This window comes from Pseudothauera hydrothermalis, assembly GCF_003345255.1.
GTDB lineage: Bacteria > Pseudomonadota > Gammaproteobacteria > Burkholderiales > Rhodocyclaceae > Pseudothauera > Pseudothauera hydrothermalis.
Genome location: NZ_CP029331.1, coordinates 994,064 through 1,020,027, shown reverse-complemented (window position 1 = coordinate 1,020,027; position 25,964 = coordinate 994,064). Strand labels below are relative to the sequence as shown.

General features: G+C 63.6%; 25 protein-coding genes and 1 tRNA gene. 11 read left to right on the top strand and 15 right to left on the bottom strand.

Features of this window, described 5'->3' with window-relative positions:
* Positions 1 to 84: 84 nt before the first annotated feature.
* From flgJ to flgB, 9 genes are all read right to left on the bottom strand, one after another.
* Positions 85 to 1,110 carry a flagellar assembly peptidoglycan hydrolase FlgJ gene (gene flgJ, locus DIE29_RS04980; RefSeq protein WP_102042125.1) on the bottom strand — a complete coding sequence of 342 codons (1,026 nt, stop codon included), beginning with the start codon at positions 1,108 to 1,110 and terminating at the stop codon, positions 85 to 87.
* Positions 1,111 to 1,112: 2 nt separating this feature from the next.
* Complete coding sequence (locus DIE29_RS04975) at positions 1,113 to 2,231, bottom strand: flagellar basal body P-ring protein FlgI (RefSeq protein WP_102042126.1); 1,119 nt, start codon at positions 2,229 to 2,231, stop codon at positions 1,113 to 1,115.
* A gap of 34 nt (positions 2,232 to 2,265) precedes the next feature.
* Complete coding sequence (locus DIE29_RS04970) at positions 2,266 to 2,940, bottom strand: flagellar basal body L-ring protein FlgH (RefSeq protein ID WP_102042127.1); 675 nt, start codon at positions 2,938 to 2,940, stop codon at positions 2,266 to 2,268.
* Between the two features lie 13 nt (positions 2,941 to 2,953).
* Positions 2,954 to 3,736 (bottom strand): flagellar basal-body rod protein FlgG, encoded by a 783-nt coding sequence (flgG, locus tag DIE29_RS04965; RefSeq protein ID WP_102042128.1) that lies wholly within the window; start codon positions 3,734 to 3,736, stop codon positions 2,954 to 2,956.
* 160 nt (positions 3,737 to 3,896) lie between these two features.
* Positions 3,897 to 4,634 (bottom strand): flagellar basal-body rod protein FlgF, encoded by a 738-nt coding sequence (gene flgF, locus DIE29_RS04960; RefSeq protein ID WP_108080358.1) that lies wholly within the window; start codon positions 4,632 to 4,634, stop codon positions 3,897 to 3,899.
* Positions 4,635 to 4,684: 50 nt separating this feature from the next.
* Complete coding sequence (gene flgE / locus DIE29_RS04955) at positions 4,685 to 5,929, bottom strand: flagellar hook protein FlgE (protein ID WP_114649377.1); 1,245 nt, start codon at positions 5,927 to 5,929, stop codon at positions 4,685 to 4,687.
* Positions 5,930 to 5,944: 15 nt separating this feature from the next.
* Positions 5,945 to 6,607 carry a flagellar hook assembly protein FlgD gene (locus DIE29_RS04950; RefSeq protein WP_114649376.1) on the bottom strand — a complete coding sequence of 221 codons (663 nt, stop codon included), beginning with the start codon at positions 6,605 to 6,607 and terminating at the stop codon, positions 5,945 to 5,947.
* Between the two features lie 57 nt (positions 6,608 to 6,664).
* A complete protein-coding gene (gene flgC, locus DIE29_RS04945) occupies positions 6,665 to 7,078 on the bottom strand; it encodes a flagellar basal body rod protein FlgC (protein ID WP_114649375.1) in 414 nt (137 codons plus the stop codon).
* 17 nt (positions 7,079 to 7,095) lie between these two features.
* Positions 7,096 to 7,500, bottom strand: a complete 405-nt coding sequence (gene flgB / locus DIE29_RS04940; protein ID WP_114649374.1) for a flagellar basal body rod protein FlgB — start codon at positions 7,498 to 7,500, stop codon at positions 7,096 to 7,098.
* 249 nt (positions 7,501 to 7,749) lie between these two features.
* Between flgB and flgA the strand changes: the two genes are divergently transcribed.
* The 4 genes from flgA to DIE29_RS04920 all read left to right on the top strand — a co-directional run bounded on the left by flgA (position 7,750) and on the right by DIE29_RS04920 (position 11,392).
* Entirely contained in the window at positions 7,750 to 8,451 is a 702-nt protein-coding gene (flgA, locus tag DIE29_RS04935) for a flagellar basal body P-ring formation chaperone FlgA (RefSeq protein WP_114649373.1), read from the top strand.
* A gap of 101 nt (positions 8,452 to 8,552) precedes the next feature.
* Entirely contained in the window at positions 8,553 to 8,861 is a 309-nt protein-coding gene (gene flgM / locus DIE29_RS04930) for a flagellar biosynthesis anti-sigma factor FlgM (RefSeq protein ID WP_102042135.1), read from the top strand.
* Positions 8,858 to 9,328, top strand: coding sequence for a flagella synthesis protein FlgN (locus tag DIE29_RS04925; protein WP_335740054.1), 471 nt, complete (start codon positions 8,858 to 8,860; stop codon positions 9,326 to 9,328). Before flgM ends, DIE29_RS04925 begins: the two co-directional genes overlap by 4 nt.
* Before the next feature lie 84 nt (positions 9,329 to 9,412).
* The gene (locus tag DIE29_RS04920) at positions 9,413 to 11,392 is read left to right on the top strand and encodes a DNA topoisomerase IV subunit B (RefSeq protein WP_114649372.1); all 1,980 of its coding nucleotides are present in this window, start codon (positions 9,413 to 9,415) and stop codon (positions 11,390 to 11,392) included.
* Between the two features lie 59 nt (positions 11,393 to 11,451).
* Here DIE29_RS04920 and DIE29_RS04915 read toward each other — a convergent pair whose 3' ends face one another.
* The gene (locus tag DIE29_RS04915) at positions 11,452 to 11,913 is read right to left on the bottom strand and encodes a phosphate-starvation-inducible PsiE family protein (protein ID WP_114649371.1); all 462 of its coding nucleotides are present in this window, start codon (positions 11,911 to 11,913) and stop codon (positions 11,452 to 11,454) included.
* Between the two features lie 110 nt (positions 11,914 to 12,023).
* On the opposite strand from DIE29_RS04915, the gene parC reads away from it, so the two are divergent.
* Complete coding sequence (gene parC / locus DIE29_RS04910; protein WP_114649370.1) at positions 12,024 to 14,378, top strand: DNA topoisomerase IV subunit A; 2,355 nt, start codon at positions 12,024 to 12,026, stop codon at positions 14,376 to 14,378.
* Between the two features lie 45 nt (positions 14,379 to 14,423).
* Here the strand turns inward: parC and DIE29_RS04905 are convergent.
* Together DIE29_RS04905 and rlmD are read right to left on the bottom strand one after the other, a co-directional pair.
* Positions 14,424 to 14,513: transfer RNA gene (locus DIE29_RS04905), tRNA-Ser, on the bottom strand.
* 41 nt (positions 14,514 to 14,554) lie between these two features.
* Positions 14,555 to 15,862 (bottom strand): 23S rRNA (uracil(1939)-C(5))-methyltransferase RlmD, encoded by a 1,308-nt coding sequence (gene rlmD / locus DIE29_RS04900; RefSeq protein ID WP_114649369.1) that lies wholly within the window; start codon positions 15,860 to 15,862, stop codon positions 14,555 to 14,557.
* A gap of 178 nt (positions 15,863 to 16,040) precedes the next feature.
* On the opposite strand from rlmD, the gene DIE29_RS04895 reads away from it, so the two are divergent.
* On the top strand, positions 16,041 to 17,162 hold the full coding sequence (locus DIE29_RS04895) for a ribosomal protein uL16 3-hydroxylase (protein WP_114649368.1): 1,122 nt from the start codon (positions 16,041 to 16,043) through the stop codon (positions 17,160 to 17,162).
* 301 nt (positions 17,163 to 17,463) lie between these two features.
* Entirely contained in the window at positions 17,464 to 17,814 is a 351-nt protein-coding gene (locus DIE29_RS04890; RefSeq protein WP_114649367.1) for a hypothetical protein, read from the top strand.
* 143 nt (positions 17,815 to 17,957) lie between these two features.
* Here DIE29_RS04890 and bamC read toward each other — a convergent pair whose 3' ends face one another.
* The 3 genes from bamC to DIE29_RS04875 all read right to left on the bottom strand — a co-directional run bounded on the left by bamC (position 17,958) and on the right by DIE29_RS04875 (position 20,997).
* Positions 17,958 to 19,085, bottom strand: a complete 1,128-nt coding sequence (gene bamC / locus DIE29_RS04885) for an outer membrane protein assembly factor BamC (RefSeq protein WP_108080364.1) — start codon at positions 19,083 to 19,085, stop codon at positions 17,958 to 17,960.
* Between the two features lie 27 nt (positions 19,086 to 19,112).
* Positions 19,113 to 19,991, bottom strand: coding sequence for a 4-hydroxy-tetrahydrodipicolinate synthase (gene dapA / locus DIE29_RS04880; RefSeq protein WP_114649366.1), 879 nt, complete (start codon positions 19,989 to 19,991; stop codon positions 19,113 to 19,115).
* Between the two features lie 79 nt (positions 19,992 to 20,070).
* Entirely contained in the window at positions 20,071 to 20,997 is a 927-nt protein-coding gene (locus DIE29_RS04875) for a histone deacetylase family protein (RefSeq protein WP_108080366.1), read from the bottom strand.
* A gap of 133 nt (positions 20,998 to 21,130) precedes the next feature.
* On the opposite strand from DIE29_RS04875, the gene DIE29_RS04870 reads away from it, so the two are divergent.
* The 4 genes from DIE29_RS04870 to mltB are packed head-to-tail and all read left to right on the top strand — an operon-like array spanning position 21,131 to position 25,953.
* A complete protein-coding gene (locus DIE29_RS04870; protein WP_114649365.1) occupies positions 21,131 to 22,048 on the top strand; it encodes an AAA family ATPase in 918 nt (305 codons plus the stop codon).
* Positions 22,048 to 23,034 (top strand): DUF58 domain-containing protein, encoded by a 987-nt coding sequence (locus tag DIE29_RS04865; RefSeq protein WP_114649364.1) that lies wholly within the window; start codon positions 22,048 to 22,050, stop codon positions 23,032 to 23,034. Before DIE29_RS04870 ends, DIE29_RS04865 begins: the two co-directional genes overlap by 1 nt.
* Positions 23,024 to 24,961, top strand: coding sequence for a transglutaminase TgpA family protein (locus DIE29_RS04860; protein WP_114649363.1), 1,938 nt, complete (start codon positions 23,024 to 23,026; stop codon positions 24,959 to 24,961). The genes DIE29_RS04865 and DIE29_RS04860 overlap by 11 nt, the downstream gene beginning before the upstream one ends.
* A complete protein-coding gene (gene mltB / locus DIE29_RS04855) occupies positions 24,958 to 25,953 on the top strand; it encodes a lytic murein transglycosylase B (RefSeq protein WP_114649362.1) in 996 nt (331 codons plus the stop codon). The genes DIE29_RS04860 and mltB overlap by 4 nt, the downstream gene beginning before the upstream one ends.
* The last annotated feature ends 11 nt before the right edge of the window (positions 25,954 to 25,964 follow it).

The window sequence follows — 25,964 nt, the reverse complement described above, 5'->3', positions numbered from 1 at the left end:
CTTTCCTTCGCTTCTCAGTGCCTATAGCCAGAGTGGAGCAAAATCCTTGCCAACACCGGTGGGTATTGGCTGGCTGGACAAGTCTTAGCCGGTCAATGCCTCGCGCAGGGTATTGCCAGCGATGATCCGGGTCAGCTTTTCGGCGTACTGCGGATCGGTGGCATAGCCGGCCTGCGCGAGCCCACGGGCAAAGGCGGTGGCGTCCCGTTGCCCGAGCACCCCGGCATAGCGCGGGCTGGCGGTCAGTAGCGACACATAATCCGCAAAGGCTTCGGCATAGGAGCCATAAGCACGGAAGCATGCATTTTCGGTATAGCGGCGGCCATCGGCGGTGTATTCGGTGACCGGCACGGATACCGTGGCCCCACGCCAGCCGCTGCCGGCCTTGATATTGAACAAGTTGTAGCTGGGACTGCCGTCGGCGTGGCGCAGCATCTTCGCCCCCCAGCCGGTTTCCAGGGCGGCCTGGGCCACCATGAACTGCGCCGGAATGCCGGTCTTTCGGCTGGCCTGCAACGCATGCGGCCACAGCATGCTGACAAACTCGCGCGCAGACCCTGGAAGGTCGGCCTGGGCATCGCGCACCGCGTCGACCGCGGCCCCGAAGCGGGCGGCAAACGCTGCCGCTTGTGCGCGGGCATCATCCGGCGACGTCCGCCGGGCGGCAAGTGTTGCCGCCCGGCGCTGCGCATCGATGAGCGCAAGAATCGGGTCGGCATCCGCGGCGCTGCCGGTGCGGCGGGCATCGAGCGGAAATACGCCGGTCGCCGCGGCATCCAGATTAACGATGGGGGCATCCGTTACGCCCTGCGCCTTGCCGCCGAGCTGGCGGTAAATGACTTCCGCCAGTCCCATCCCCCGCCCCTGGGCAAGGTTGAGCCCCATCTGCTGATCGAGTAATTGTTGGTACAAGCGGCCCTGTTCGCTGCCGAACAGGCTGTCGGTGGGCATGGCATCGCGCATCGACTTGATGACCATTTGCAGGAACAAGCCCTCGAACTGCTTGGCAGCTGCGCGCAGCGCCGCGGGCGAATCGCCCTCGCGTGCCAGCGTTTTGAGGCTGGCCAGCGCATTCGGGTCGAGCGCGTTGATCGGCCTGCTGGCAAGCATGATCAGATCACCTCCAGTTCGGCGCGCAGCGCGCCGGCCGACTTCATCGCCTGCAAAATGCTGACCAAATCCATCGGCGTGGCGCCCAAGGCGTTGAGCGCCTTGACCACATCGGCAAGATTGCTGCCGGCTTGCACATTGACCAGCTTGCCCGGCACCTGCTCGATGGTGACTTCACCCCGTTCGGTAATCACCGTTTGCCCTTGCGCGAACGGTTGCGGCTGGTTCGCCTGCTGCTCGGTGACGATATTGACGGTGAGATTGCCATGCGCCACCGCCACGTTCTGCACCATCACCTTTTGATTCATGACCACCGAACCGGTGCGCGAATTGACGATGACTTTGGCCGCCTGCTGCACCGGGGTGACGGTGAGGTTTTCGATCTGCCCCAGAAAAGCCACCCGCTCGGACGGATCGAGCGGGGCGCGAACCCGGATGGTGCGCCCGTCCACCGCCTGGGCGGTGCCTGGCGCGATGGCCAGATTGATCGCATCGACCACCCTGCGGGCGGTGCCAAAATCGGTGTCGTTCAGCTCCAGCACCACATGCTCGCCCTGCCCCAGCAGGGTGGGCACCGCGCGTTCCACCGTGGCACCGCCGGGAATCCGACCGGCCGACAGATGATTGATGGTCACCGCCGCGCCGCCACCTTGCCCGCCGGCGCCGCCGACCAGCATATTGCCCTGGGCAATGGCGTAGATCTGGCCGTCGGCACCTTTGAGCGGCGTCATCACCAAGGTGCCGCCGCGCAAACTCTTGGCATTACCGATCGAGGATACGGTCACATCGATGCGCTGACCCGGCCGGGCAAACGGCGGCAGCGTAGCGGTGACCATGACCGCCGCCACGTTTTTGAGTTGCAGGTTGGTCCCCGGCGGCAGCGTCACCCCCATGTTGCCCAGCATGTTGATGATGCTCTGCACGGTAAAAGGCGTTTGCGTAGTCTGGTCGCCGCTACCGTCCAAACCGACCACCAGACCGTAACCGACCAGTTGGTTGTCACGCACGCCGGCAATCGAGGCCAATTCCTTGATGCGTTCGGGCGCGGCCTGCGCCGGCGCAGCCGCCATCACACAAGCGGCCAGCAACGAGGTGGCAAGACGGGCGAAAGTGGCTCTCATGATGGTTCAGCTCCGCAAAAACCGGCGGCACGCTTCAAAACGGCAAAATGGCAACGAAGAAGCGGTGCAGCCAACCTATGGTGTTGTGTTCGTCGATAAAGCCGCTGCCCTTGTATTCGATGCGCGCATCGGCCACCTGGGTCGATTGCACGGTGTTGGCCGCGGTTACCACATTGGGATTGATCACCCCGGAGAAGCGGATGAACTCCTGGCCTTGGTTGATGGCAATCTGCTTCTCACCCGAAACCAGCAGATTGCCGTTCGGATAGACATCGATCACGGTCACCGTGATGGTGCCGTTGAACGCATTGTTCGCCGCCGCCGCACCGGAGCCGGAAAAATCCGACTCCACGCCGGCATCGATATTGAGCCCGTTGAGTGTGGCCAGAGGCAGTTTTGCAGAGGCGGTAATCCCGCCGGTCAGACTGGAGCCGCGCTTGGCCGAAGCATTGGCGCTTTTTTGCGCGGTGGTACGTTCGACCAGGTTGATCGTGATGGTGTCGCCGATGTTGCGCGCGCGGCGGTCTTCGAACAGCGGCCGCAACTGGGCGTTTTGGAAGATCGCGCCGGAGAGCGGCGCGGTTTGCGCCGGCGCCGGCGGGCGGATACTCATCGGCTGGTGCACCACGGTCGGCGGGGTGCCGTAAATCGATGCGCAACCGGACAACAGCGCCAGCGCAAGGGTGACACACGTTGCAGCGAGTTTCATGATGACCGCCCCTTTAGAGCTGGGTCAGACGGCCGAGCATCTGGTCGGAAGTCTGGATGGCGCGCGAGTTCAGCTCATAGGCGCGCTGGGTAATGATCATGCTCACCAGTTCCTCGGCCACATTCACATTGGACGTTTCCACATAGCCCTGATTGAGCACCCCGGCGCCATTGGTGCCGGGCACATTGAGGTTGGCCACCCCGCTGGAGGCGGTCTCATAGAACAGGTTTTCGCCCGCGCTTTGCAAACCGCCCGGATTGACGAAGGTGGCCAGTTGGATGGCGCCGACCTGCACCGGATTGACATCGCCAGCCACCAGCACGCTCACCGTGCCGTCTTTGCCGATGGTGATCGAGCGCGCATCGGCCGGAATGTTGATCGCATCAGCCAGCGGATAGCCGCTGGCGGTGACCACGTTGCCCTGGTTGTCGAGCTGGAAGGCGCCGTCACGGGTGTAAGCGATGGTGCCGTCGGGCATCTGCACCTGGAAAAAGCCATTGCCCTGAATGGCCAAATCCAGGGAATTGCCGGTTTGTTGCAAATTGCCCTGGGTGAACACTCTTTCGGTGGCCACCACACGCACCCCAGTGCCGATCTGCAAACCGGAGGAGATTTGCGTCTGCTGGGTCGATTGTGCACCAGGCTGACGGATGGTCTGGTAGAGCAGATCCTCGAACACCGCGCGCTGGCGCTTGTGGCCGTTGGTGGAAACATTGGCAAGGTTGTTGGAGATGACGTCCAACTGGGTTTGCTGGGCGTCGAGCCCGGTGCGGGCGGTCCACAGAGAGCGGATCATTTTTCGGCTCCTGAGCGATGGTCTGTTTGAGGTTCCAGGAGCAAGCGCTGTGCCAATGCCCCTTTTGCCGTTGGTGTCAGCTTATCGCCCGCAGCACCCGATCATTTTGCCGATTACCGGCAGATTTCCGGCGCTTTTTGCCGCCGCGCAGCCACCCCGATCAGCGGTTGCCGATCACCCGGGCTGCGGCCTGGTCATTGGCCTCAGCGGTTTGCAGCATGCGGGTCTGCATCTCGAACTGGCGGGCGAGCGAAATCATCTGCACCAGTTGGTCGACCGCATTCACATTGCTGCCTTCCAGATAGCCGCCAGCCACCTGCACCGCCTCATCGGCCGCTGCCGGTTGGCCGCTGCGCTGGCGGAAAAGACCGTCGTCGCCGCGCACCAGCTCCTGCTCGGGCGGATTGACCAGTTTGAGCCGGGCCACGACATTGACCACATTCCCCTGCCCGGGCGTGAATGCGGATATCGACCCGTCCTTGCCGATGACAATTTCACTGTCCGGCGGAATGGTGATCGGCCCGCCGTCGCCGATCACCGGCAAGCCGCTGCGAGTCTGCAGCACGCCGTTGGCGCTGAGCTCGAAGCTGCCGTCGCGGGTGTAGGCTTCGCCGCCGTCCGGGGTTTGCACCGCAAACCAGCCCTTGCCTTCGATGGCGGCGTCGAATTGGCGGCCGGTATGGGTGATCGGCCCGGTGGAAAAATCGGTGGCGATGGTGGCATCGACCACAAAGGCGCGGCTGCGCAAGGCTTCGGTCTGCACCTCCACCGCGCGCAGCTTGTGCATGGCCGCACGAAATCCGGTGGAGTTCAGATTGGCCAGATTGTTCGCCACCGCCGCCTGCTGGCCAAGCGTATGCTTGGCGCCGGTCATCGCGGTATAGATCACGCGGTCCATGATGGGCTCCTGGTCGCCGGCAGACGTTAAGCCGCCGGGGTTTCAGTGGATCAACGCAGATTGACCAGTGTCTGCAGAATCTGGTCTTGGGTGCGGATCGACTGCGCGTTGGCCTGGTAGTTACGCTGCTGGATGATGAGTTGCACCAGTTCCTGGGTCAGATCGACGTTGGAATCTTCCACCTGGCCGGCGGAAATCACCCCGTTCAGCCCGGTTCCAGGACGCCCCGGCACCGGCGGACCGGACTCGGGCGAGGCGGCCCACATGTTATTACCCAAGGACACCAAGCCGTTCGGGCTGCGGAAGGTCACCAACGCAACCTGACCCAAATCGCGGGTTTGGCCATTGGTATAGCGGCCCTGGATGATGCCGTCGCGGCTGATCGAATACCCCGCGACCTGGCCGGACGAAAAGCCGTCCTGCCGGATATCGGTGATCGAGAACGGCGAGCCGAACTGGGTCAGTTTCGACAGATCGATCGGAAACGTCAAATCGGCCGCGCCATTGTTCAACGCCGCGGCGGTGCGGGTAAATGGCGTCAACGCCGGTGAGAGCGGGTCCAACAAACCGGTATCGGTGAATACGACATTGCCGAGCGAGGTCGGCGCATCGCCATCGAGCGAGGCATGAATCTCCCAAGTGCGCGAAGTCTCGGGTGCAAGCCGCACCATGTACAAACTCAGCGTATGCGGATTGCCCAAGCTGTCATAGACGGTCAGCGAGGTGGTGGAGTTGTAGGAGTCGATATCGAGCGGGTCGAAAGGCGCCACCGTCGGCACCGTTTGCCGCGAATCCAGATTGCCGGTGATCGCCACTCCATTGACCGTGCCGGTGGCCTGTGGCGGCGCTTCGTCCTGAGGAATGCGCAAAGGCGCCACCACGTTGCCGATCTGGCCGGTGGCCGCGTCCACCTGATAGCCGGTCAGCCGCTCGCCCAAAGCATTGACAATGTAGCCTTCTTTGTCGATGTCGAACTGACCGTTTCGGGTGTAGGCAAGGGTGCCGTCATTGCGCTCGATACGAAAGAACCCGTTGCCATTGATCGCCATATCAAGCGGATTGTTGGTGGAGGTCAGATTGCCCTGAGTAAAAGCTTGCTTGACTGCATTGACCGTGGCTCCGATGCCGACCTGGATGGTCGACACCGCACCGGTGAGCGCCGAGGCATACACATCGGCAAACTGGGCGGTTGCGCTTTTGAACCCCACCGTGCTGGCATTGGCCACGTTATTGCTGACCACGTCGATGGCCTTGGACGAAGATGCCAAGCCGCTCAAACCTTGCTGGAAAGCCATGATCGTTACTCCGGATCAGAGAATCTGCTTGATGTCGTCGAACTGGAAGATGCCAAGCGAACCGACCTGCAGATCCGTGCTCTTGGGTCCGCGGATGACGCCGGTGACCTGGCCAAACTCCAAGGTCTTGGCCGCAACCTTTTCACCGCCGGCGCTGGCTACCACCGACATGCTATAGACGCCGGTGGCGGCCTTTTGGCCATCCAGCGCGGTGCCGTCCCAGACAAAGTTGTGGCTGCCCGCTTCGAGGTCTTCGAACTCCACCCGGGCCACTTCCAGCCCGGCGGCATCGCGAATGGTCACGGTAACTTTGTCCGCCGGAGCAGCCAACTCAACCCCACCGACCCCGCCCGCTTCGGTCAGGATCATACCTTTGCCTTCGACCAACACCCCGCGCCCGACCAAGGCCGCCGCCTGCATGGCCTCGGCCGACTCCTGAGAGGAGACGAACTGCTGGAACATCTTGTTGAGCCGCTCGATGCCATCGACCGTGCTCATCTGCGCCAGTTGCGAGGTCACCTCGGCGTTTTGCATCGGATTCATCGGATCCTGATTGCGTAACTGGGTGGTCAGCAAGGTCAAAAAGCGGGTCTGCATGTCCTCGGTGGCCTTGGCGTTGGTTTTGTCGCTGCGTGCCAGACTGGACAGGACGTTTTGGGTTTCGCTCACCGCGCTCATTTCATTCTCCGGACGGCATTGCCAATGAATTCACCAGCCTCCTAGCAAGAACCGTGCTCATTGCGCACCAATCTGCAAAGTGCGCTGCAGCAAGGTCCGCGCGGTATTCATCACTTCGACGTTGTTCTGGTAGGAGCGCGAGGCGGAGATCATGTTCACCATCTCCTCCACCACGTTCACGTTGGGCATTTCCACATAGCCGTCGGCGTTGGCCGCGGGGTTGTTGGGTTCATAGACCAAGCGCATCGGGGCGGCGCTCTCCACCACCTGGGTCACCTGCACGCCCACCGCGTCCTTGCTGCCACCGACCACCGGCCGGGCGGCAAAGACCACTTGCTTGGCGCGATAAGGCTGACCATCTTCGGCAACAACACTGTCGGCGTTGGCCAAATTGGAAGCGGTCGTATTCAGGCGCACCGACTGGGCATTGAGCGCGGAACCGGCGATGTTGAACACATTGAGCATGCTCATGATTCACTCCAACTCTTTCACTGACCCGAGATCGCGCGCTGCATACCGCTCAACAGACCATTGATGAAGGTCACACTGGCCTCGTAGTGAATGGAATTTTCCGCAAATGCGGCGCGCTCCACGTCCATGTTGACGGTATTGCCGTCCACCGCGGACTGAAGCTCCTGGCGATACTTGACGAAGCGCTCCAGCGGGTTGGACTGCACACCGCTCATGTGACCGCGCGCGGTGGTGGCCAGCGCCAGCGCGCCAGAGCGGCCATCGAGCACCCCTTGTAGCGCGCTGCGAAAATCGATGTCGCGCGCCTTGTAGTGAGGGGTGTCGGCGTTGGCGATGTTGGACGCCAACAACTGTTGGCGATACGCTTGAGTGTTGAGCGCCGCCTGATGGACGCGCAAGCTGTTGTCGAGCAGATTTTTCATGGCATCACCTCATCAATGCGTTCCGGCTGCCGTATACGGTGCTCAGGCATCGGCATCGACGCCACAGCACCTTCCATGCCAGCAATGGTAGTGCCGCGCCGGCAAACGGCTTGGGCGGATAAGACCGGCAAAAACCGGCCAATTCGTGCGCATCGGTGCCGCCGCCGGCAAGTGCGCCCCTGCCTGGCGGCAAAGCTTGCCGGTTTGCAGCACTTGCGGGCGGGCTGTCATGCGTGGTGCAATCGACGCATGAAAGTACTGTCGACAGCTGCCCGCCTGGGCGTCGGTTTGTGGTTTTGCGGCGCACTGATTCTGCCGGCCGCAGCCCAGCAGCCCACCGAAACGGTGCGAGATGCGGCACGCGCGTTTCTAGAAGCCGAAGCGGCCGGCCTGCCGGGTGAGGTGCGGGTGAGTGTGGGGCCGCTCGATCCGCACACCCAGCTGCCGGCCTGTGCGGCCCTGGTGGCCTTTTTCCCAGCCGGTGCGCGCGCCTGGGGGCAGACCAATGTGGGCGTGCGATGCGAGTCACCGGTCGAATGGACGGTCTATCTGCCGGCGCGGGTCGAGGTGCTGACCGACTATCTGGTGCTGGCGCGTGGGCTGCGGCCGGGGCAAATCGTCACCCTGGCCGATCTCAAGCGCGAACGCGGCGACCTGGCCGCCCTGCCCGAGTCCACGCTCACCGACCCGGCTCAGGCGGTCGGCCACCATGCGCGCATCGCGGTTGCCGCCGGCACGCCGCTCAGGCGCACCCATCTGCGGCTGCCACCGGCAGTGCGGCAAGGGCAGAATGTCAAGGTTGTGAGCCGCGGAGCGGGATTTACCGTGAGCAGCGAAGGCCGCGCTCTGAATGGCGCAACCGAGGGCGAACCGGTGCGTGTGCGCATGCCCAGCGGTCAGGTCATCTCCGGCACCGCGCGCAACGGCGGGGTGGTCGAAGTCGACTTCTAACGCAACACTCGCCAGGCGCAAAAATAACTGTAAAAATCGCTAAGGTTTTGCTGCGTCGCGCCGAAATACGTCTACAGACAACACCCATCGGGAGCTATGCCGTGAAGATCGACAGCGTGATCAAATCACTCGGCGGCCCACAGGCCGGCGAGTCGAAACCCCGCCTGCCGGCGGCAAACGGGCCGGCCCCGGCGCCCAGCGCAGACAAAGTACAGTTGTCTTCGCTATCGACCAGCCTGCAAAAGGCCGAGGCGGCCATCGCCAATACCCCGGTGATCGACCGGGCGCGGGTCGATGAAATTCGCCAGGCGATCAGCGAAGGACGCTTCAAGATCGACGCCAGCCGCATTGCTGACGGACTGCTCGACAGCGTCCGCCAGATGCTCCACGACGCGCCGCAACGCCCGTGAACCACACCGAACGCCTGCAGTTTTCCCAGCTTCTTGGCATGGAGGTGGCGCAGTTGCGCACTTTCATCACCTTGCTGGGTCGCGAGGAAAGCCTGCTGGTGGCCGGCGACACCGACGCGCTGCTCGCCCTCACCCAGGAAAAAACTGCGCTCTACCACACCCTGCAGCGTTTGCATGACGCCCGCGCCATGTTGCTCGGCCGGCTGGGCCTGACCCATTCCGACGAGTCCATTCGCAGCCTGTGCGCCAACATGCCCGACACGCTCGCCCAGTGGGACGAAGTGCTGCGACTTGCCGCCGAGGCGCGCGAGCGCAACAGCCTGAACGGCAAACTGATCATCGAACGTATGCAGCACAACCAGGGTGCGCTCTCGATCCTGCTGGCCGCAGCCGACCACCCGCAACTCTACGACGCCGACGGCCACGCCCGTACCACGGGCGGCGGGCGCATGCTGGGCAGCGCCTGAGCAGGGCCACACCGCCTGCCCGCCCCTTTCGTTCCGTCTCATCCCGCCTTATCCTTGCGCCCGTCCTAATCCGACGGGTCCGCCATGACTGGCAAGCAGCAACACTACGACGAGTCCTCCTTTCGTGTCTTGAAAGGGCTGGAGCCGGTGCGCGAACGCCCCGGCATGTACACCCGCACCGACAGCCCGGCGCACATCATCCAGGAAGTCATCGACAACGCCGCCGACGAGGCGCTGGCCGGCTTTGCCAAAAAAATACACGTCACCTTGCACCTGGACGGCTCGGTCTCGGTGGCCGACGATGGCCGCGGCATTCCGGTAGGGCTGCACCCCGAAGAAGGCGTGCCGGTGGTGGTGCTGGCCTACACCCGGCTGCACGCCGGAGGCAAGTTCAACAAACGCGAGGGCAACAGCGCATACGCCTTCTCGGGTGGGCTGCACGGTGTCGGGGTGGCGGTGACCAACGCGCTGTCGACCCGCATCGAGCTGGAGGTCATGCGCGAAGGCAAGCACTACCGCATCGACTTTGCCGATGGCGGCGAGCGCATCGGCAGCCTGCAAACCTTAGGCGACTGCGGGCGCGCCAGCGGCACCCGGGTACGGGTGTGGCCGGACCCCAAATATTTCGACAACCCCAAGATTCCGCTCGGCGAACTCGAACGGCTGCTACGCTCCAAAGCCGTGTTGCTGCCGGGCGTGGCGGTGCAGTTGGACATCGAGCAGGCAGCCGGCCCCGCACTGTCCAAACGCTGGAGCTACCCCGAAGGTCTGGCCGGCTACCTCAAGGAGCTGGCTGGCGACCTCGAACCGGTGGCCCCGATCTACACGGCCGAGGGCTACGCCGGCGCAGACGATGCCAACTTTGCCGAAGGCGAAGGTGCAAGCTGGGCGCTGGCCTGGTTTGAAACCGCGGTGCCGAGCGAATCCTATGTAAACCTGATTCCCACGGTGGCCGGCGGCACGCATGAATCCGGGCTGCGCGCCGGCGTGTTCGAGGCGGTCAAGTCCTTCATCGAACACCACGCGCTTTTGCCGCGCGGCATCAAGTTGCAACAAGAAGACGTCTGCGGGCGGATGAGCTTTGTGCTCTCCGCACGCCTGCTCGACCCGCAGTTCCAAGGCCAGGTGAAAGAAAAGCTCAACTCGCGCGAAGCGGTCAAGCTGGTCTCCGGGCAGATCCGCGACCCTTTCGAAATCTGGCTCAACAACCATGTGGAAGCCGGTCGGGCGATCGCCGAACTGGCGATTCGCCAGGCCCAAGCGCGTCAGAAAAACGCCCAGAAAGTCGAACGCAAGAAAAGCTCCGGCGTCGCCGTGCTACCCGGCAAGCTTTCCGACTGCGAATCCGAGGACATTGCGCGCAATGAGCTTTTCCTGGTCGAAGGCGATTCGGCCGGCGGTTCGGCCAAATTGGCGCGCAACAAGGAAACCCAGGCCATCCTGCCGTTACGCGGCAAGGTGCAAAACGCCTGGGAAATCGACCCCGACCGCCTGCTGGCCAACGCCGAAATCCACGACATCGCGGTCGCCTTGGGGGTGGATGCCCATCGCGCCGACAGCGAACCGGATCTATCTGGACTGCGCTACGGCAAAATCATCATCATGTCGGACGCGGACGTGGATGGCGCCCATATTCAAACCCTGCTACTGACGCTGTTCTTTCGCCATTTTCCCAGGCTCATCGAGCGCGGCCATATTTACGTGGCCCAGCCCCCGCTGTACCGCATCGACGTTCCAGCTCAAGGCAAAAAGCGTCCGGCGCGCCGTCTGTACGCGCTGGATGAAGCCGAACTGACCGCCATCCGCGAGCGTCTGGTGCAAGAAGGTTTCCGCCCCGAGGCCATCGAAGTCGGCCGTTTCAAGGGGCTGGGCGAAATGAACCCGGATCAGCTACGCGAAACCACCATGGACCCGGCCACCCGTCGGGTGTTACCGGTGACCGTGCGCCCGCAGGCGCTGGAGGACACCTTACGCATGTTCACATTGCTGATGGGCAAGGGCGAGGCCGCAGCCCGACGTGCCTGGATGGAAGAAAACGGTCACAGCGTGGAGGCAGACGTGTGAGCGCCAATGGCGAAAGACACCGTTGCGCGGCCTTGCCCGCCTCTCAGCACGGTCACTACTCAGGTGCGCGCCTGCTTACTCACCAGCCAGTAGGTAATGCCCAGCGCCAGCACCGTGGCGGCAGTCGCATAAACGTAGGCCGGTTCAACCGTGTTGAAATCGAGCACGATGACCTTGCGCGCGATGGCCATCAGCGCGGTGGCCACCACCAGCTTGACGTGAATGACATCGTCACGCAGGTAGAGCGAGATATTCACGAAGATCTCAATGGCGATCAGCACCACCAGAAAGGCGCCAAAGATGGCGAAGATGTCGCTGATGCCGAGCAGCAGGAAAGGCGGTGCGGTGAGCTTCTGGTACAGCACCCAGACCACGTCCACGATGCCCCACAGGATCACCAGCACCATCAGGATGGACAGCGCCCGCACCGCCTGGCGGATGATCGCGTGCAGGCCGTTGAGCAGACGGTCCCGTTGTCCGGCAGAAAAGTTGCTATGCGGATCGTCGTCGCGCCCTGCCATCGCCCGTTACCCTCGTTTGCCAGACCTTCAGCGTACCGCGCCCGGCACGCCCTGACAATCTCGCCTGCCGCCACCGCGACGGGCCGCCCGCAACAATGCAGAACCCACCCATGAGCCAAGACACCCTCGACCTCTTCGCTACCCCGCCGGCAGATGCCCCGCCGCCGCCACCGCCCGCCCCCATCGGCAACGACGGCGGCAACGGCGATGGCAGCCTGCCGCTCGACCGCTACGCCGAGCGCGCCTACCTGGCCTATGCGATGAGTGTGGTCAAGTCGCGCGCCTTGCCGCAGGTTGAAGACGGCATGAAGCCGGTGCAGCGCCGCATCCTCTTTGCGATGAACGAAATGCGGCTGGCAGCCGGCGCCAAACACGTGAAAAGTGCGCGCGTGGTTGGTGACGTCATCGGCAAATACCACCCGCATGGCGACGCCAGCGTGTATGACGCCATGGTGCGTGTGGCGCAGGACTTTTCGCTGCGCTATCCACTGATCGACGGTCAGGGCAACTTCGGCTCGCGCGACGGCGACTCGGCCGCGGCGATGCGCTACACCGAATGCCGCCTGACCCCGATCGCCGAGCTGCTGCTCGCCGAGATCGACCGCAACACGGTGGATTTCGTCCCCAACTACGATGGTGCCTTTCAGGAACCCAAGCTACTGCCCGCGCGCCTGCCTTTCGTGCTGCTCAACGGCGCCTCGGGGATTGCGGTGGGCATGGCCACCGAAATTCCGCCGCACAACCTGCGCGAGGTGGCCGAAGCCACCTGCCACCTGATCCACCACCCGGAAGCGGCGCTGGACGACATCCTGGCGCTGCTGCCGGGGCCGGACTTTCCCGGCGGCGGTCAGCTGATTTCCCCACCCGAAGTCATCCGCGAGGCTTACGCCAGCGGACGCGGCAGTCTGCGCCTGCGAGCACGCTGGCGGATCGAAGAACTTGCCCGCGGCCAGTGGCGGGTCATCGTCCATGAACTGCCACACGGCACCTCTACTGCCAGCGTACTGGCCGAAATCGAGGCGCTCACCAACCCGCAGCCACGCGCCGGCAAAAAGGAAGTCAGCCAGGAACAGAAACAGCTCAAACAACGCCTGCTCGGTGTGCTGGAGACGGTGCGCGACGAATCCTCCGAAGCCGAACCGGTGCGCATCGTGCTGGAACCACGCTCCAGCCGCATCGACCGCGATGAATTCATGGCCGTGCTGCTGGCCCACACCGGGCTGGAGAGCAGCGTGCCGGTCAACCTCACCATGATAGGCCGCGACGGGCGTCCGCAGCAAAAAAACCTGGTGCAGATCCTGCGCGAGTGGATCGACTTTCGCTATGTCACCGTCGAACGCCGCACCCGCCACCGGCTCGACGAAGTCGCCCGGCGCATCCACATTCTTGAAGGGCGGATGATCGCCTACCTTCACATCGAAGAAGTGATCCGCGTCATCCGTGAGTCCGATGAACCCAAGCCGGCACTCATCGACGCCTTCGGTCTGACCACACTGCAGGCTGAAGACATTCTGGAAATCCGCCTGCGTCAACTCGCTCGGCTGGAAGGCTTCAAGATCGAAAAAGAACTGGCCGAACTCAAAGAGGAACGCAAAGGACTACAACACCTGCTCGATAACCGCGCGGCAATGACTCAACTCATCGTGCGCGAGATCGACGAGGACGCCAAAAAATACGGCGACACCCGCCGCACGCTGATCGAAACCGTCGCCCCGGCCGCGGCGGCAGACATTGGCGTGGCCGACGAGCCGGTCACTGTGATCGTGTCCAAAAACGGCTGGGTGCGCACCCGCGTCGGACACGGCCTGGACCCTAATACCATCGGCTACAAGGCTGGCGACTTTGCCTTCGCACAGATCGAAACCCGTACCACCTGGCCGCTGGTGGTCATCGACACCAACGGTCGCGCCTATACGGTGAAAGTATCCGACCTGCCCGGCGGCCGCGGCGACGGCACCCCGATCACCACGCTGGTGGATTTCCAGGACGGCGGCAAACTTGCCCAGGTGCTCTCCGCCAGCCCCGACTCCACTTGGCTGTTCGCCAACTCCGGCGGTTACGGCTTCCTTTGCACGCTGGCAGAAGCCACCAGCCGCCAACGTGCCGGCAAGGCTTTCATGACCCTGGAGAGGGGCGAAAAAGTATTGCCGCCCGCCCCCGCCCTGGGCGCATGGATCGCTGCGGTGTCGGCCAACGGCCGCCTGCTCATCTTTGCCCGCAGCGAAATGAAAGTGCAGGCCGGCGGGCGCGGCGTGATCCTGATGAAACTGGAAAGCGGCGAAGCGCTGACCGCCGTCGCCCTGCCAGCAGACGACGCTCCGCTACGCATTGTCGGCACCGGCCGCGGTGGCAAACCGATCACCATCGAACTCCAACCCGCGCAGCGCGAACCCCTGCGCCACCGCCGCACCGCCAAGGGGGTGACATTGTCGCCCAAGATTGCGCCGCAACGGCTGGAGAGTTGAAGGCAGAGTGACAGCGGTAGCGCGATCGAAGCCGTCAGAGCCAATTGGCGGAAGCGGTGAGATTCGAACTCACGAGGGGCGTGAACCCCTGCCGGTTTTCAAGACCGGTGCATTCAACCACTCTGCCACGCTTCCCTATTCTGAGCGCGGGATTATACCGCTGACTGCTGCCAGGTCTAGCGGCGCGGATCATCGAATACCGCAATCGACTCCACATGTGAGGTGTGCGGAAACATATTGGCGATCCCGGCACCGCTGAGCACATAGCCTTTGTCGTGCACCAATACCGCGGCATCGCGCGCCAGCGTAGCCGGATTGCACGACACATAGACGATGCGCCGGGGCCGCTGCTGCGGTCCGATGGCCTTGACCACGGCAAGCGCGCCCTCGCGCGGCGGATCGATCAGCAGCTTGTCGAGCGGCCCCAGCGCGGCAAGACTGTCTTCGGTGGCCTCGAACAGGTTGGCCGCGTAAAACCGGGTATTGGCAGCCAGGCCGTTGCGCCGGGCGTTGTCGCCGGCACGCCGGACCAGGGCCTCGCTGCCCTCCACGCCTACCACTTCGGCGCCGCTGCGCGCGATCGGCAGACTGAAGTTACCCAAACCACAGAACAAATCGGCAATACGCTCGCCCGCAACGGGTGCCAGCCATTGCAGCGCACGGCGGATCAGCACGCGGTTGATATGCACATTGACCTGGGTGAAATCGGTCGGGCGGAAGTCCATGCGCAGGCCGAATTCCGGCAGGGTGTAATACAGACCGGGCGCATCGCGCGGATACAACGGATGCGCCGAATCCGGGCCCGCCGGCTGCAACCAGACCTGCACCCGGTGCGCTTGTGCGAACGCCGCCAAGCGTGCTTCATCGGCCGCATCGAGCGGTAACAGGTGGCGAAACACCAGCACGGTGGCGGCCTGGCCGCGGGCAATTTCAATCTGCGGCAAACGGTCGGGGATCGACAGCCCGGCAATCAGCCGATGCAAGGCAGGCAACAGCGCCGACACATGCTTCGGCAGCACCGGACAGGTGTGCATGTCGGCCACGTAGCTGGAGCGGCGTTGATGAAAGCCGACCAGCACACCGCCTTTGCTGGGCACCAGGCGAACGGTCAGCCGTGCCCGATCGCGGTAGCCCCAGGCCGGGCCGTGGATGGCCGCATGCACCATTCTGGGCCGCACCCGCCCGACATGCCATAACGCATCTTCCAGCACCCGCTGCTTGATCGCGGCCTGCGCACTGGCATCCAGATGCTGCATTGAACAGCCGCCGCACACGCCGAAATGCGGACAACGCGGCGTCACCCGCAGGGCACTGGCCCGCAGTACCTGCAGGGTGTGGGCCTGATCGTAATTCGGTCGGCTGCGATGCACCTCATACGCCACCGTCTCGCCCGGCAGCGCGCCCTCGATGAACACAGCTTTGCCATCGACGCGGGCTACACCGCGGCCTTCCAAGTCGAGCGATTCGATGACGGTCACGGACATAGTCGTTGTGCTGCCAAAAGGGGAAAGATTCTACCGGTAGCGGACAGTTTTTCGTTGCCACAATCCAGCTTGCGGAAACCCTTGCACTAGGCCACCTCGGGGGCAACACCGCCATCGGCTCATTCACAATTGGTCGCGCATGAGGGTTTGGTGCCCCGACCCGACTATAATCCGGCGCATGATTGCGACCTTGCTCGGGGGCCTCTCGCCCCGCCAGTTCCTTCAAGAGTACTGGCAAAAAAAACCGCTTCTCGTCCGCCAGGCTATCCCCGGATTCACCGGCGTCCTGGATCGGGAGCAACTTTTTGCGCTTGCCTGCGACCCGGACGTCGAGTCGCGCTGGGTGCGTCACGACGGCGACACCTGGGAAGTGGCACACGGCCCGCAACGGCATAGCCGACTGCGGGGCAAACGCACGCCGTGGACCGTGTTGGTCCAAGGGGTCAACCTCTGGGTGCCCGAAGCCGACCGTCTGCTGCACAGCTTTGACTTCATCCCGCAAGCCCGGCTGGACGACTTGATGGTGAGCTATGCGGTCGACGGCGGTGGCGTCGGCCCACACTTCGACCACTACGACGTCTTTTTGCTGCAAGGCATCGGCAAGCGGCGCTGGCAGATTGGCGACCAAAAAGACCACACCCTGGTCGAAGGCGCCCCGCTGCGCATTCTGCGCCATTTCCACCCCACTCATGACTGGGTGCTGGAACCGGGCGACATGCTGTATCTACCGCCGCACTGGGCGCACAACGGCATCGCGATGGGTGAATGCATGACCTACTCCATCGGTTTCCGCACCCCGACCGCGCAGGAACTCGGCGTCGGGTTTCTCGGCTGGCTGCAGGAGCGCATCTGTCTGGAGGGGGTCTATGCCGATCCGGATCTGTCCTTGCAGGACAACTCCGCGCTGATTTCCGAATCCATGGTCGACCAGGTCGCGCGCATGTTGCAGGCAATCGAATGGAACCGCGAGACGGTGGCGGAGTTTCTGGGCGAATACCTCACCGAACCCAAGCCGCAGGTGTTCTTTGACCCGCCAGCGCAGCCGTTGCCGCGCAGGCGCTTTGAGCGGGCAGTCGCGCAGCATGGCTTCGCACTGGACGCCCGCTCCATTTTGCTATTTCGCAAAGGGCGCTTCTTTCTCAATGGTGAAGCGATCGATGCGCCCACGACAGAACACCATGCGCTGGCCGGCCTTGCTCATCATCGGCGCTTGGCGCCGACCTCCCCGCCCAGCCCGGCGTTGCTGGCCCTGCTGTACGATTGGTATTTGGCCGGATTCGGCTATCCGCAGACGGTTTGAATCCAGGCTTCCCCGCGACCGCCACAGCGCAAAGACAGCCTCGACACGCCAGCGTCCGCGCCCCAATCGCGCACAATTTGAAACAATGTGATTCGACGCCAACCCGGCGTCAAATGGCATGTTTATTGGGTTTTAAATGTGTTTCAGGAATTTTCGCAACGCAGCAATTTAACGCTTGCGCCATGGATTCTGCAAAACCGGCATGTTAGGATTCCCACCGCTGCCGGACATGGACATAGCTTGAATTTGTCATGTAACCGGCCATGCAGACTTCAACACCCATCGACAAGGAACCAGAATAATGAAGCAAACTTCTCTGCTGCTCGCCACCCTGCTTGCTCTCGCCGTCTCCGCCTGCGGCAAGAAGGAAGACGCTGCGCCGGCTCCGGCCCAGCAAGCGGCTCCGGCTGCCGCCCCGGCCGCTGAGCCGGCCAAAGAAAACGAACCCGCCGCCGGTAGCGTCACCGAAGCGGTAAAGGAAGGCACTGAAGCCGTCCAGGAAAAAGCTGAGGAAATGGTCGAAGGCGCCAAGGAAGCGGCCCAAAACGCTGCCGAAGCCACCACCGAGGCCGCCAAGGAAGCGGTCGAAGCAGGCAAGGACGCGGTGCAAGCTGGTGCCGAAGCGGCCAAGGAAGCCATGCCCAAGCAGTAATTCATACTGCGCACACAACAAAGCCGGCCCTGTGGCCGGCTTTGTTTTTGCGCCCGCATCCTGCGCAGCGCAAGCATTCACCCGAACGCCTGCTTTGACACCAAGCCGCGCACGGCGCACTGGCTGTGCGCCCGGCCTTTGCATCAGCGCAATTGCTCGTGCAACAGGCTCAACATGCGACGTGCGGTGGCGGAGGCATCTTCACCGCCCTCGCGACTCAGCACCGTGACCACCGTTTGCTCGCCCTCGCTACGCAGCCGCAGCCGGTATTCGCTTCCCGATTCGGCCACTTTTTCATCGCTGCGCCAGAACGCCAGCCGCGACAAGAAGCCCTTGTTCCGCTTCCCGCCCTCCTCTGCCTCGGGGTCGATGTAACGCACGTAATACAGGCCCTGAGAACGGTCGCGGTCTTCGACCGTGAAACCGATGCGATCTAGCGCCAAACCCACCCGGCGCCAGGCGCGATCGAAGGATTCGTTCATCGACAAGGCCACGCGCCCATCGGCAGTCGTCTGAATCTGTGCCCGCTCCGGTACGGCTGCGGTAGCCAGCTGCGCGGCGGCGCGAGCCTCGTCCGCACCCAGATGCACCATCAGCCGACGCAGCATCTCCGCCTCCAGTTCGGGGTCGGCAGGACGCGGCTGCCAAATGGTGTGATCCTTGGCCTCGGTGGGATAGATTTCCATCATGCCACGGTGACTGATGTAAATCTCCACGGACTTGCCATCCTGCCCCGGCTCCAGGCGGGTGCGGAACTTGTCACGCTCCGGGGTGGAGTACAAACCATCGAGCACTTTGCCGATGGTCGAGCGGATGAAATCCTGCGGAATCTTTGCGCGATCCTCCGCCCAGTCGGTTTCCATGACGCCGATATCAGGCCGCTCGATATTCAGGATGAAACCGAGTTCCAGCCAGAAATCCTTGATCTGCGGCCACAGTTTGTCTGCATCGCCGGGCACGACCAGCCAGCGCTGCGTGCCGGCGCGCTCGATACGCATCTGCTCGACGGCAGGCAGGACCTCGACACCGGCCTGAGGCCGGGCCGCACGGTCGGCGCTGTAGGCCGAATAAGTCGCCACGCCACGCGGAGAGACATCCGGCACCGCATAGCGATCGTCGCGCGTCGGGGCGGTCAGATCGGGCGGAATTTCAAGCGGGCGGATACTCTGCGCGCTTTTGTAGTCGATTTTCTTGGATTCCAGGGTGCCGCAACCGCCGAGCGCCAGCGACAGCGCAACGAGGGAGACGACACGACGCGATGAACGGTTCATTGGGTTCCTGCAGTCCATGACAAGGTCTCAAACCTGGATGCCCGCCTGGCGCATGGCTTGGCGCACACGCTGGTGCAGTGCCGGCGACAGCGGGGTGAGCGGCAAACGGATGCCCGGACCGATCAAACCCATCTGTTCGACCGCCCATTTGACCGGAATCGGGTTGGCTTCACAAAACAGCTCGCGATGCAAACCCACCAGGCTGGCGTTGATTTCGCGCACCCGGCGCGCATCGCCTTCCAGCGCCGCAGCGCACATGTCGTGCATGGCGCGAGGCGCCACGTTGGCGGTGACCGAAATGGTGCCATGCCCACCCAGCATGATGAAGCACGCCGCGGTCATGTCATCGCCGCTATAGAGCGCAAAACCGGCCGGCGCACGGGCGATCAGATCGCACGCCCGGTCGATGCTGCCGGTGGCATCCTTGATTCCGACGACGTTGGGGATTTCGGCCAAGCGCAAGGCCGTGTCGTTGGACAAGTCTGCCACCGTGCGGCCGGGCACGTTGTAGAGGATCAGCGGCAGATCGACCGCCTCGGCGATGGTGCGGAAATGGCGATACAGCCCTTCTTGAGAAGGCTTGTTGTAGTACGGCACCACCGACAAGTGCGCGGTGGCGCCGACACTGGCAGCAAAACGCGCCAACTCCACCGCCTCGGCAGTGCTGTTGGCCCCGGTGCCGGCGATCACCGGAATGCGGCCGGCCGCGTGCTCGACGGCGACTTTGATCAGTTGGCAATGCTCTTCAAAATTGACCGTGGGCGACTCGCCGGTGGTGCCGACGATGACGATACCGTCCGTGCCTTCGGCAACATGAAAATCGATCAGGCTGCGCAGGCGGGCGATATCCAGGCTGCCATCTTCGAGCATCGGGGTGACGATGGCGACTATAGATCCGGTAATCATGACAAGGCCGAAACGATAAAAGGCTCATTCTACCCGATCACGGTCGCGCGACCAGCCCGACGCGCAACCGTGCCGCGACTCAAAGATCGGCCAAGGCTTTGATATGCGAGACCACCGACCGGGCAAGCGAAGACAGGCTGTAGCCGCCTTCGAGCATCGACACGATGCGTTTGTGGCCGCATTCGGCCGCCAGGGCCTTGATTTGCTCGGTCACCCAGATGTAATCGGATTCGACCAGGCCGAGCGAGCCCATATCGTCCTCGTAGTGGGCGTCAAAGCCAGCGGAAATGAAAATGGCCTGCGGATTGTGATTGCGCAGCGCCGGCAGCCACATGTCGGAGACGATCTGCCGGAACGCGTCGCCACGAGTGCCGGCGGGCACCGGCACGTTGCACATATGGGCCGGCGGGTTGTCCGCGCCGCTGTAGGGATAGAACGGATGCTGAAAAATGCTGGCCATCATCACCCGCGGGTCTTCGCGGAAAATGTCTTCCGTGCCGTTGCCGTGGTGCACATCGAAATCGATGATCGCCACCCGTTCAAGACCGTGCGCTTCGAGCGCGTGCAAAGCGGCAATGGCCACGTTGTTGAGAAAGCAAAACCCCATCGCCTTGGTCCGTTCCGCATGGTGGCCGGGCGGGCGAATGGCGCAGAAGGCGTTTTCCACCTCGCCCTTGATCACCAGATCGGTGGCCAGCACGCCGGCGCCGGCCGAGCGCAGTGCGGCCTTCAGCGTGTTGGGGCACATGGCCGTGTCCGGGTCCAAGTGACGAATACCGTGCTCGGGCACGTTGGCCTTGAGCGACTCGAAATAACTCACCGGGTGGGCGCGGGCGATGTGTTCGACTTCGGCGTAAGGGGCATCGTAAAACGACAAATAGAGATCCAGACCGGCGGCGATCAGACGGTCGTTGATCGCTGCCAGGCGGTCTGGACACTCGGGGTGAAAACTCCCCATTTCATGAAGCCAGCATTCACGGTGCGTGATGAACGCGGTCGTGGTCATACTCCCTCTCTCCTCAATGCCGAACTTTGCCAAGCTTGCCGGCCTCATACACAGCGGGCTTGGCGAAGGCCAAACCTCGTGATCTTTGCGTCTATTATCACCGCTTCCCCGTTGAATTCACAGTGTGCCGACAATGCCCCCGCAACGTGTCACCCGTTTGCTCGAAGCCGCCAACCAGATCATTCTCGGTAAAGACCATGAACTACGCCTTGCGCTGACCTGCGCCATTGCCGGCGGGCACTTGTTGATCGAGGACGTGCCCGGCGTGGGCAAGACCACACTGGCCCATGTGATGGCGCGACTGATCGGTTTGCAGTTCCAGCGCATCCAATTTACCAGTGATCTGCTGCCGGCCGACATTCTCGGCGTTTCGGTGTTCGACCGCGACACCAATGCCTTTCGCTTCAGCCCCGGGCCGATCTTTGCGCAACTGATCCTCGCCGACGAGATCAACCGCGCCACCCCCAAAACGCAAAGCGCCCTGCTCGAAGCCATGGAAGAACACCAGGTGACCGCCGACGGCCAGACATTTGCCTTGCCGGCGCCTTTTTTTGTCATCGCCACGCAGAACCCGGCGGAGCAAATCGGCACCTTTGCACTGCCGGAGAGCCAACTGGACCGCTTTCTGATGCGCATCCGTCTGGGGTATCCGGACCGCGGCGCCGAGCGTGCCCTGTTGATGGGCGAAGATCGTCGCGGTCTGCTCGCGCGCCGTGAGGCGGTGATCTGTCCGCAAGACCTGCTCGACCTGCAACAGGCGGCCCGTCAGATCATCGCGACCGACCGGCTGATCGACTATCTTTACGCGCTCATCACCGCCACCCGCCAACACGCCGAACTGACCGCTGGACTCAGCCCTCGCGCCGGTCTGGCGCTATTGTCGGCCGCGCGTGCCTGGGCGCTGATTCATGGCCGCGACTATGTGCTGCCCGAAGATGTGCAGGCCATGTTCATCCATGTCGCCGGCCATCGCCTGCACCTGGCAGGCGACGGTCGACCGGCGCCACCGCAACTGTTGCAGGCCATCATCCAGGCCGTGCCGTTGATCTGATGATCCGCCCACTCGCATCGTTGCGCCGAGCGCTCGATGCAGCGGCCGCGCGCTGGCTATGGCGCATCGAACGGGCCGAGCCGCTGCCGATCCGCCTGCCGCAGCGACGCATCTTCGTACTGCCCACGGCGGCGGGCTGGGCGTTTGCCGGCACCTTGCTGGTGATGCTGATCGCCTCGATCAACTATGCGCTCAGCCTGGGCTTCGCACTGACCTTCCTGCTCGGCGGCATCGCGGTCACCAGCATCGTGCATGCTTTTCGCAACCTGCTGAATCTCGAGCTTCGCGCCGGTCGCTGCGCCCCGGTTTTTTGTGGCCAGCCGGCGCGGTTCGTTGTGCAACTTTGCAACGACCGCGACACCCCGCGGCCGGCACTCCAGCTTGCGGCCGGCGCAAGCCGCGTCGGCGTCCATATACCGGCGCGCGACACCGTTGACGCAGCGTTCGAATTGCCCACCCGCCAGCGCGGCTGGTTGCACCCCGGCCGCATCACGATCGAAACCCGCTACCCACTGGGCCTGATTCGCGCCTGGAGCGTGATCGAGCCGGATCTGCGCTGTCTAGTGTATCCGACGCCGGAAAAAAACCCGCCCCCCTTGCCAGAAGGCAACCTGGCGGGCGCAGGCTCGGCCCGACAGCAGCACGGCGACGAGGATTTTGCCGGTTTGCGCGGACACCGCCTGGCCGATTCACCGCGGCACATTGCGTGGAAAGCATTTGCCCGCGGCGCGCCGCTGCTCACCAAACAGTTTGCCGGCAGCGCCAGCGGCGAAATCACCCTCGACTGGGCCGATCTGCCCGCGGGCATGAACGATGAAGCCCGGCTTGCACGGCTTGCTGCCTGGCTGCTTGCCGCCCATGCCAGCGGACGGCCCTTTGCCCTGCGGCTGGGCAATGCGCAACTGCCCCGCGGCTGCGGGGAGCGGCATTTGCATGAAGGTCTGCGTCTGCTGGCGCTCTACCGGAGTCCCGGCGATGGTCGCTGAACGCTCTGCACACCGTTGGCTGCTACTGACCGCCGGGCTGACCCTGGCGCCTCATACCGTCCATCTGCCGCGCTGGCTGGCGGCCTTGTGTGCCATGCTGTTGATCTGGCGCGGCGCACAGCTCTGGCACCTCGGGCGCTGGCGAGCGCCACGGCTGTTACTGATGGCCATAGCCCTCGGCGTGGCCGCGGGCATTCGCCTTGACTTTGGCCATTTCTTCGGCAAGGACCCGGGCATTGCCCTGCTGGCCGCCATGCTGTGTCTCAAACTGATGGAGGGCGACCATACCCGGGATGTCCGCGTCGCGGTACTCCTTTGCTTTTTCCTGCAATTGGGGCAGTTTTTCTACAACCAGAGCCTGCCGGTCGCGGCCCTTGCGCTGGCCGGCGCATGGCTTGCCACCATCACCCTGCTCGCCCTGCACCAGCCGCAGGCGCCCATCGCCACGCAACTAGGTACCGGCGGATTGCTGTTTGCCCAGGCACTGCCCTTCATGTTGGCGCTATTCATCCTGTTTCCGCGCGTTCAAGGCCCGCTATGGGGCTTGCCCGCCGATGCCTACAGCGGTGTCAGCGGTTTGTCCGATACCATGTCGCCGGGCTCGATCAGCCAGCTCAGCCTGTCGGACGCCATCGCCTTCCGTGCGCAATTCGACGGCGCCACCCCGGCGCCCGCCCTGCGTTACTGGCGCGGTCCGGTCCTTACCGAGTTCGACGGCCGCACTTGGCGCTCGGCACCCAGCACATTGCGCAATGAACCGGCTTACCCACCCAGCGGATCGAGCTACCGCTATACCATTACGTTGGAACCGCACAACCAGCGTTGGCTGCTGGCGCTCGATTATGCGGATGCCGGACTCGCCGGCGTCCATTACACCGACGATTTTCAACTTCTTGCGCCCGAACCGGTGCGTAGCCGCGCCCGCTTTGCGCTGCGCGCGCGACCGCACACCATGGTCGGCATCGACGAGCGCGAAACGGTGCTGGCCGCGGCGCTGCGCCTGCCGTCGCGCGGCAATCCACGTGCGCGCCAACTGGCCCAAGAGTTCGCCAAGGCCGGGGGCGGAGCACGCGACATTGTGCAACGGGCCATCGACCATCTGCGCACCGGCGGCTACGTCTACACCTTGACCCCGGCCCGGCTTGGCGACGACACGATAGACGGTTTTCTATTCGACACCCGTGAGGGCTTTTGCGAGCACTTCGCCTCGGCTTTTGTCTTTGTCATGCGTGCCGCAGGCGTTCCCGCACGGGTGGTGACCGGCTACCAAGGCGGCGCGATCAATCCGGTCGACGGCGTCATGGTGGTGCGTCAATCCGACGCTCACGCCTGGGCCGAAGTGTGGCTGGAAGGCGCCGGCTGGCAGCGGATCGACCCGACCGCAGTGGCCGCACCGCAGCGCATCGAAGCCGGCCTGGGCGAAGCGATCCGCTTAGGCGACCCGCGTCCATTGCTGATGCGCGCTGAACTATCCTGGCTGCGCGGACTGCGCAACCATTGGGAAGCGCTGTCCAATCACTGGAACCAGTGGGTTCTTGGCTACAATCCAGACCGCCAGCGCGAGCTGCTGGCGCGCCTGGGCTTTGTACAGGCCGGCTGGCAGACTTTGGCAGTGATGATGAGCGTCGCCGCGGGGCTACTGATCGCAGCGCTGCTTGGCTGGGCGCTGCGGCAGCGACATCGCGTCGACCGGCTCGACCGCATCTGGCTGGCGTTTTGCCGTCAGGCCGCGCGTCGGGGGCAGGCCCGCGCCCAGTGGGAAGGTCCGCTCGCCTATGCTGCCCGCTTGCAGGCGGCTTTTCCCGCCCGCGCTGCCGAAATCGCGCAAATCGCCGCCGACTACGCCCGCTTGCGCTACCGTGCGCCCGGCACCGCGGCCGACTTGCGCGCCCTGGCGCAACGCATCCGGAGACTGCAACTACCATGAGCGCAACAATCCGCCAACTCTCGATCGCCCTGACGGCGGCCATCCTGCCGCTGACCGCCGGCGCCTCTTACCTGCAACGCGAAGAGGTGCGCGAGTTCATCCGTGAAATGAGCAGCGCGCACGGCTTTGACGATACCCAGCTCTACGCCTTGTTCGACCGCGCCAAACACGATGCACGGGTCATCGACCTGATCCGCCCGCCGACTACGCCGGCAGCGCGTTCCTGGCAGCGCTACCGCGCGCGTTTCCTGGATCGCATCCGCATCGATGGCGGGGTGGCTTTCTGGCAAACCCACGCCGAGGCACTGCGCCAGGCCAGCCAACGCTACGGCGTCCCGGAACAGATCATCGTGGCCATCATCGGCATCGAAACACTGTATGGCCGCCACACCGGCAACTTCCAAACACTGTCCGCACTGGCTACTCTGGCGTTCGACTACCCGCCGCGGGCGTCGCTATTTCGGCGCGAACTCGAGCAACTGCTGCTACTTGCCCGCGAACAGGGCCGCGATCCGATGAGTTACCTTGGCTCATATGCCGGCGCGGTTGGTTATCCGCAGTTTCTGCCCAGCAGCGTGCGCACCTATGCAGTGGATTTCAACGACGACGGTCGTATCGATTTCGATACCGACCCGATCGACGCCATCGGCAGCGTGGCCCACTACCTGCAGGCGCACGGTTGGCTGAGCGGCCACCCGGTTGCCGAGCGCGCGCAGCTTGCTTCAGACGCCGCAGTTGGTACGTTGGTTGAGGCTGGCATCGAACCCGCCCTGAGCCCGGAAACGCTGATCGCAGCCGGGGTCACCCGCAGCGACGGCAGCGCACCGCTGGAGACCGCCACTTTGGTCGATTTGGCCAGCTCTGGCCTCAATACCGAATACTGGCTGGGGTACCGCAATTTTTACGTCATCACCCGCTATAACCGCAGCAGCTTCTATGCGATGGCGGTATTTCAGCTGGCCGAGGCGCTGCGGCAGGCAAAAGACCGCTAGCAGACAACGGC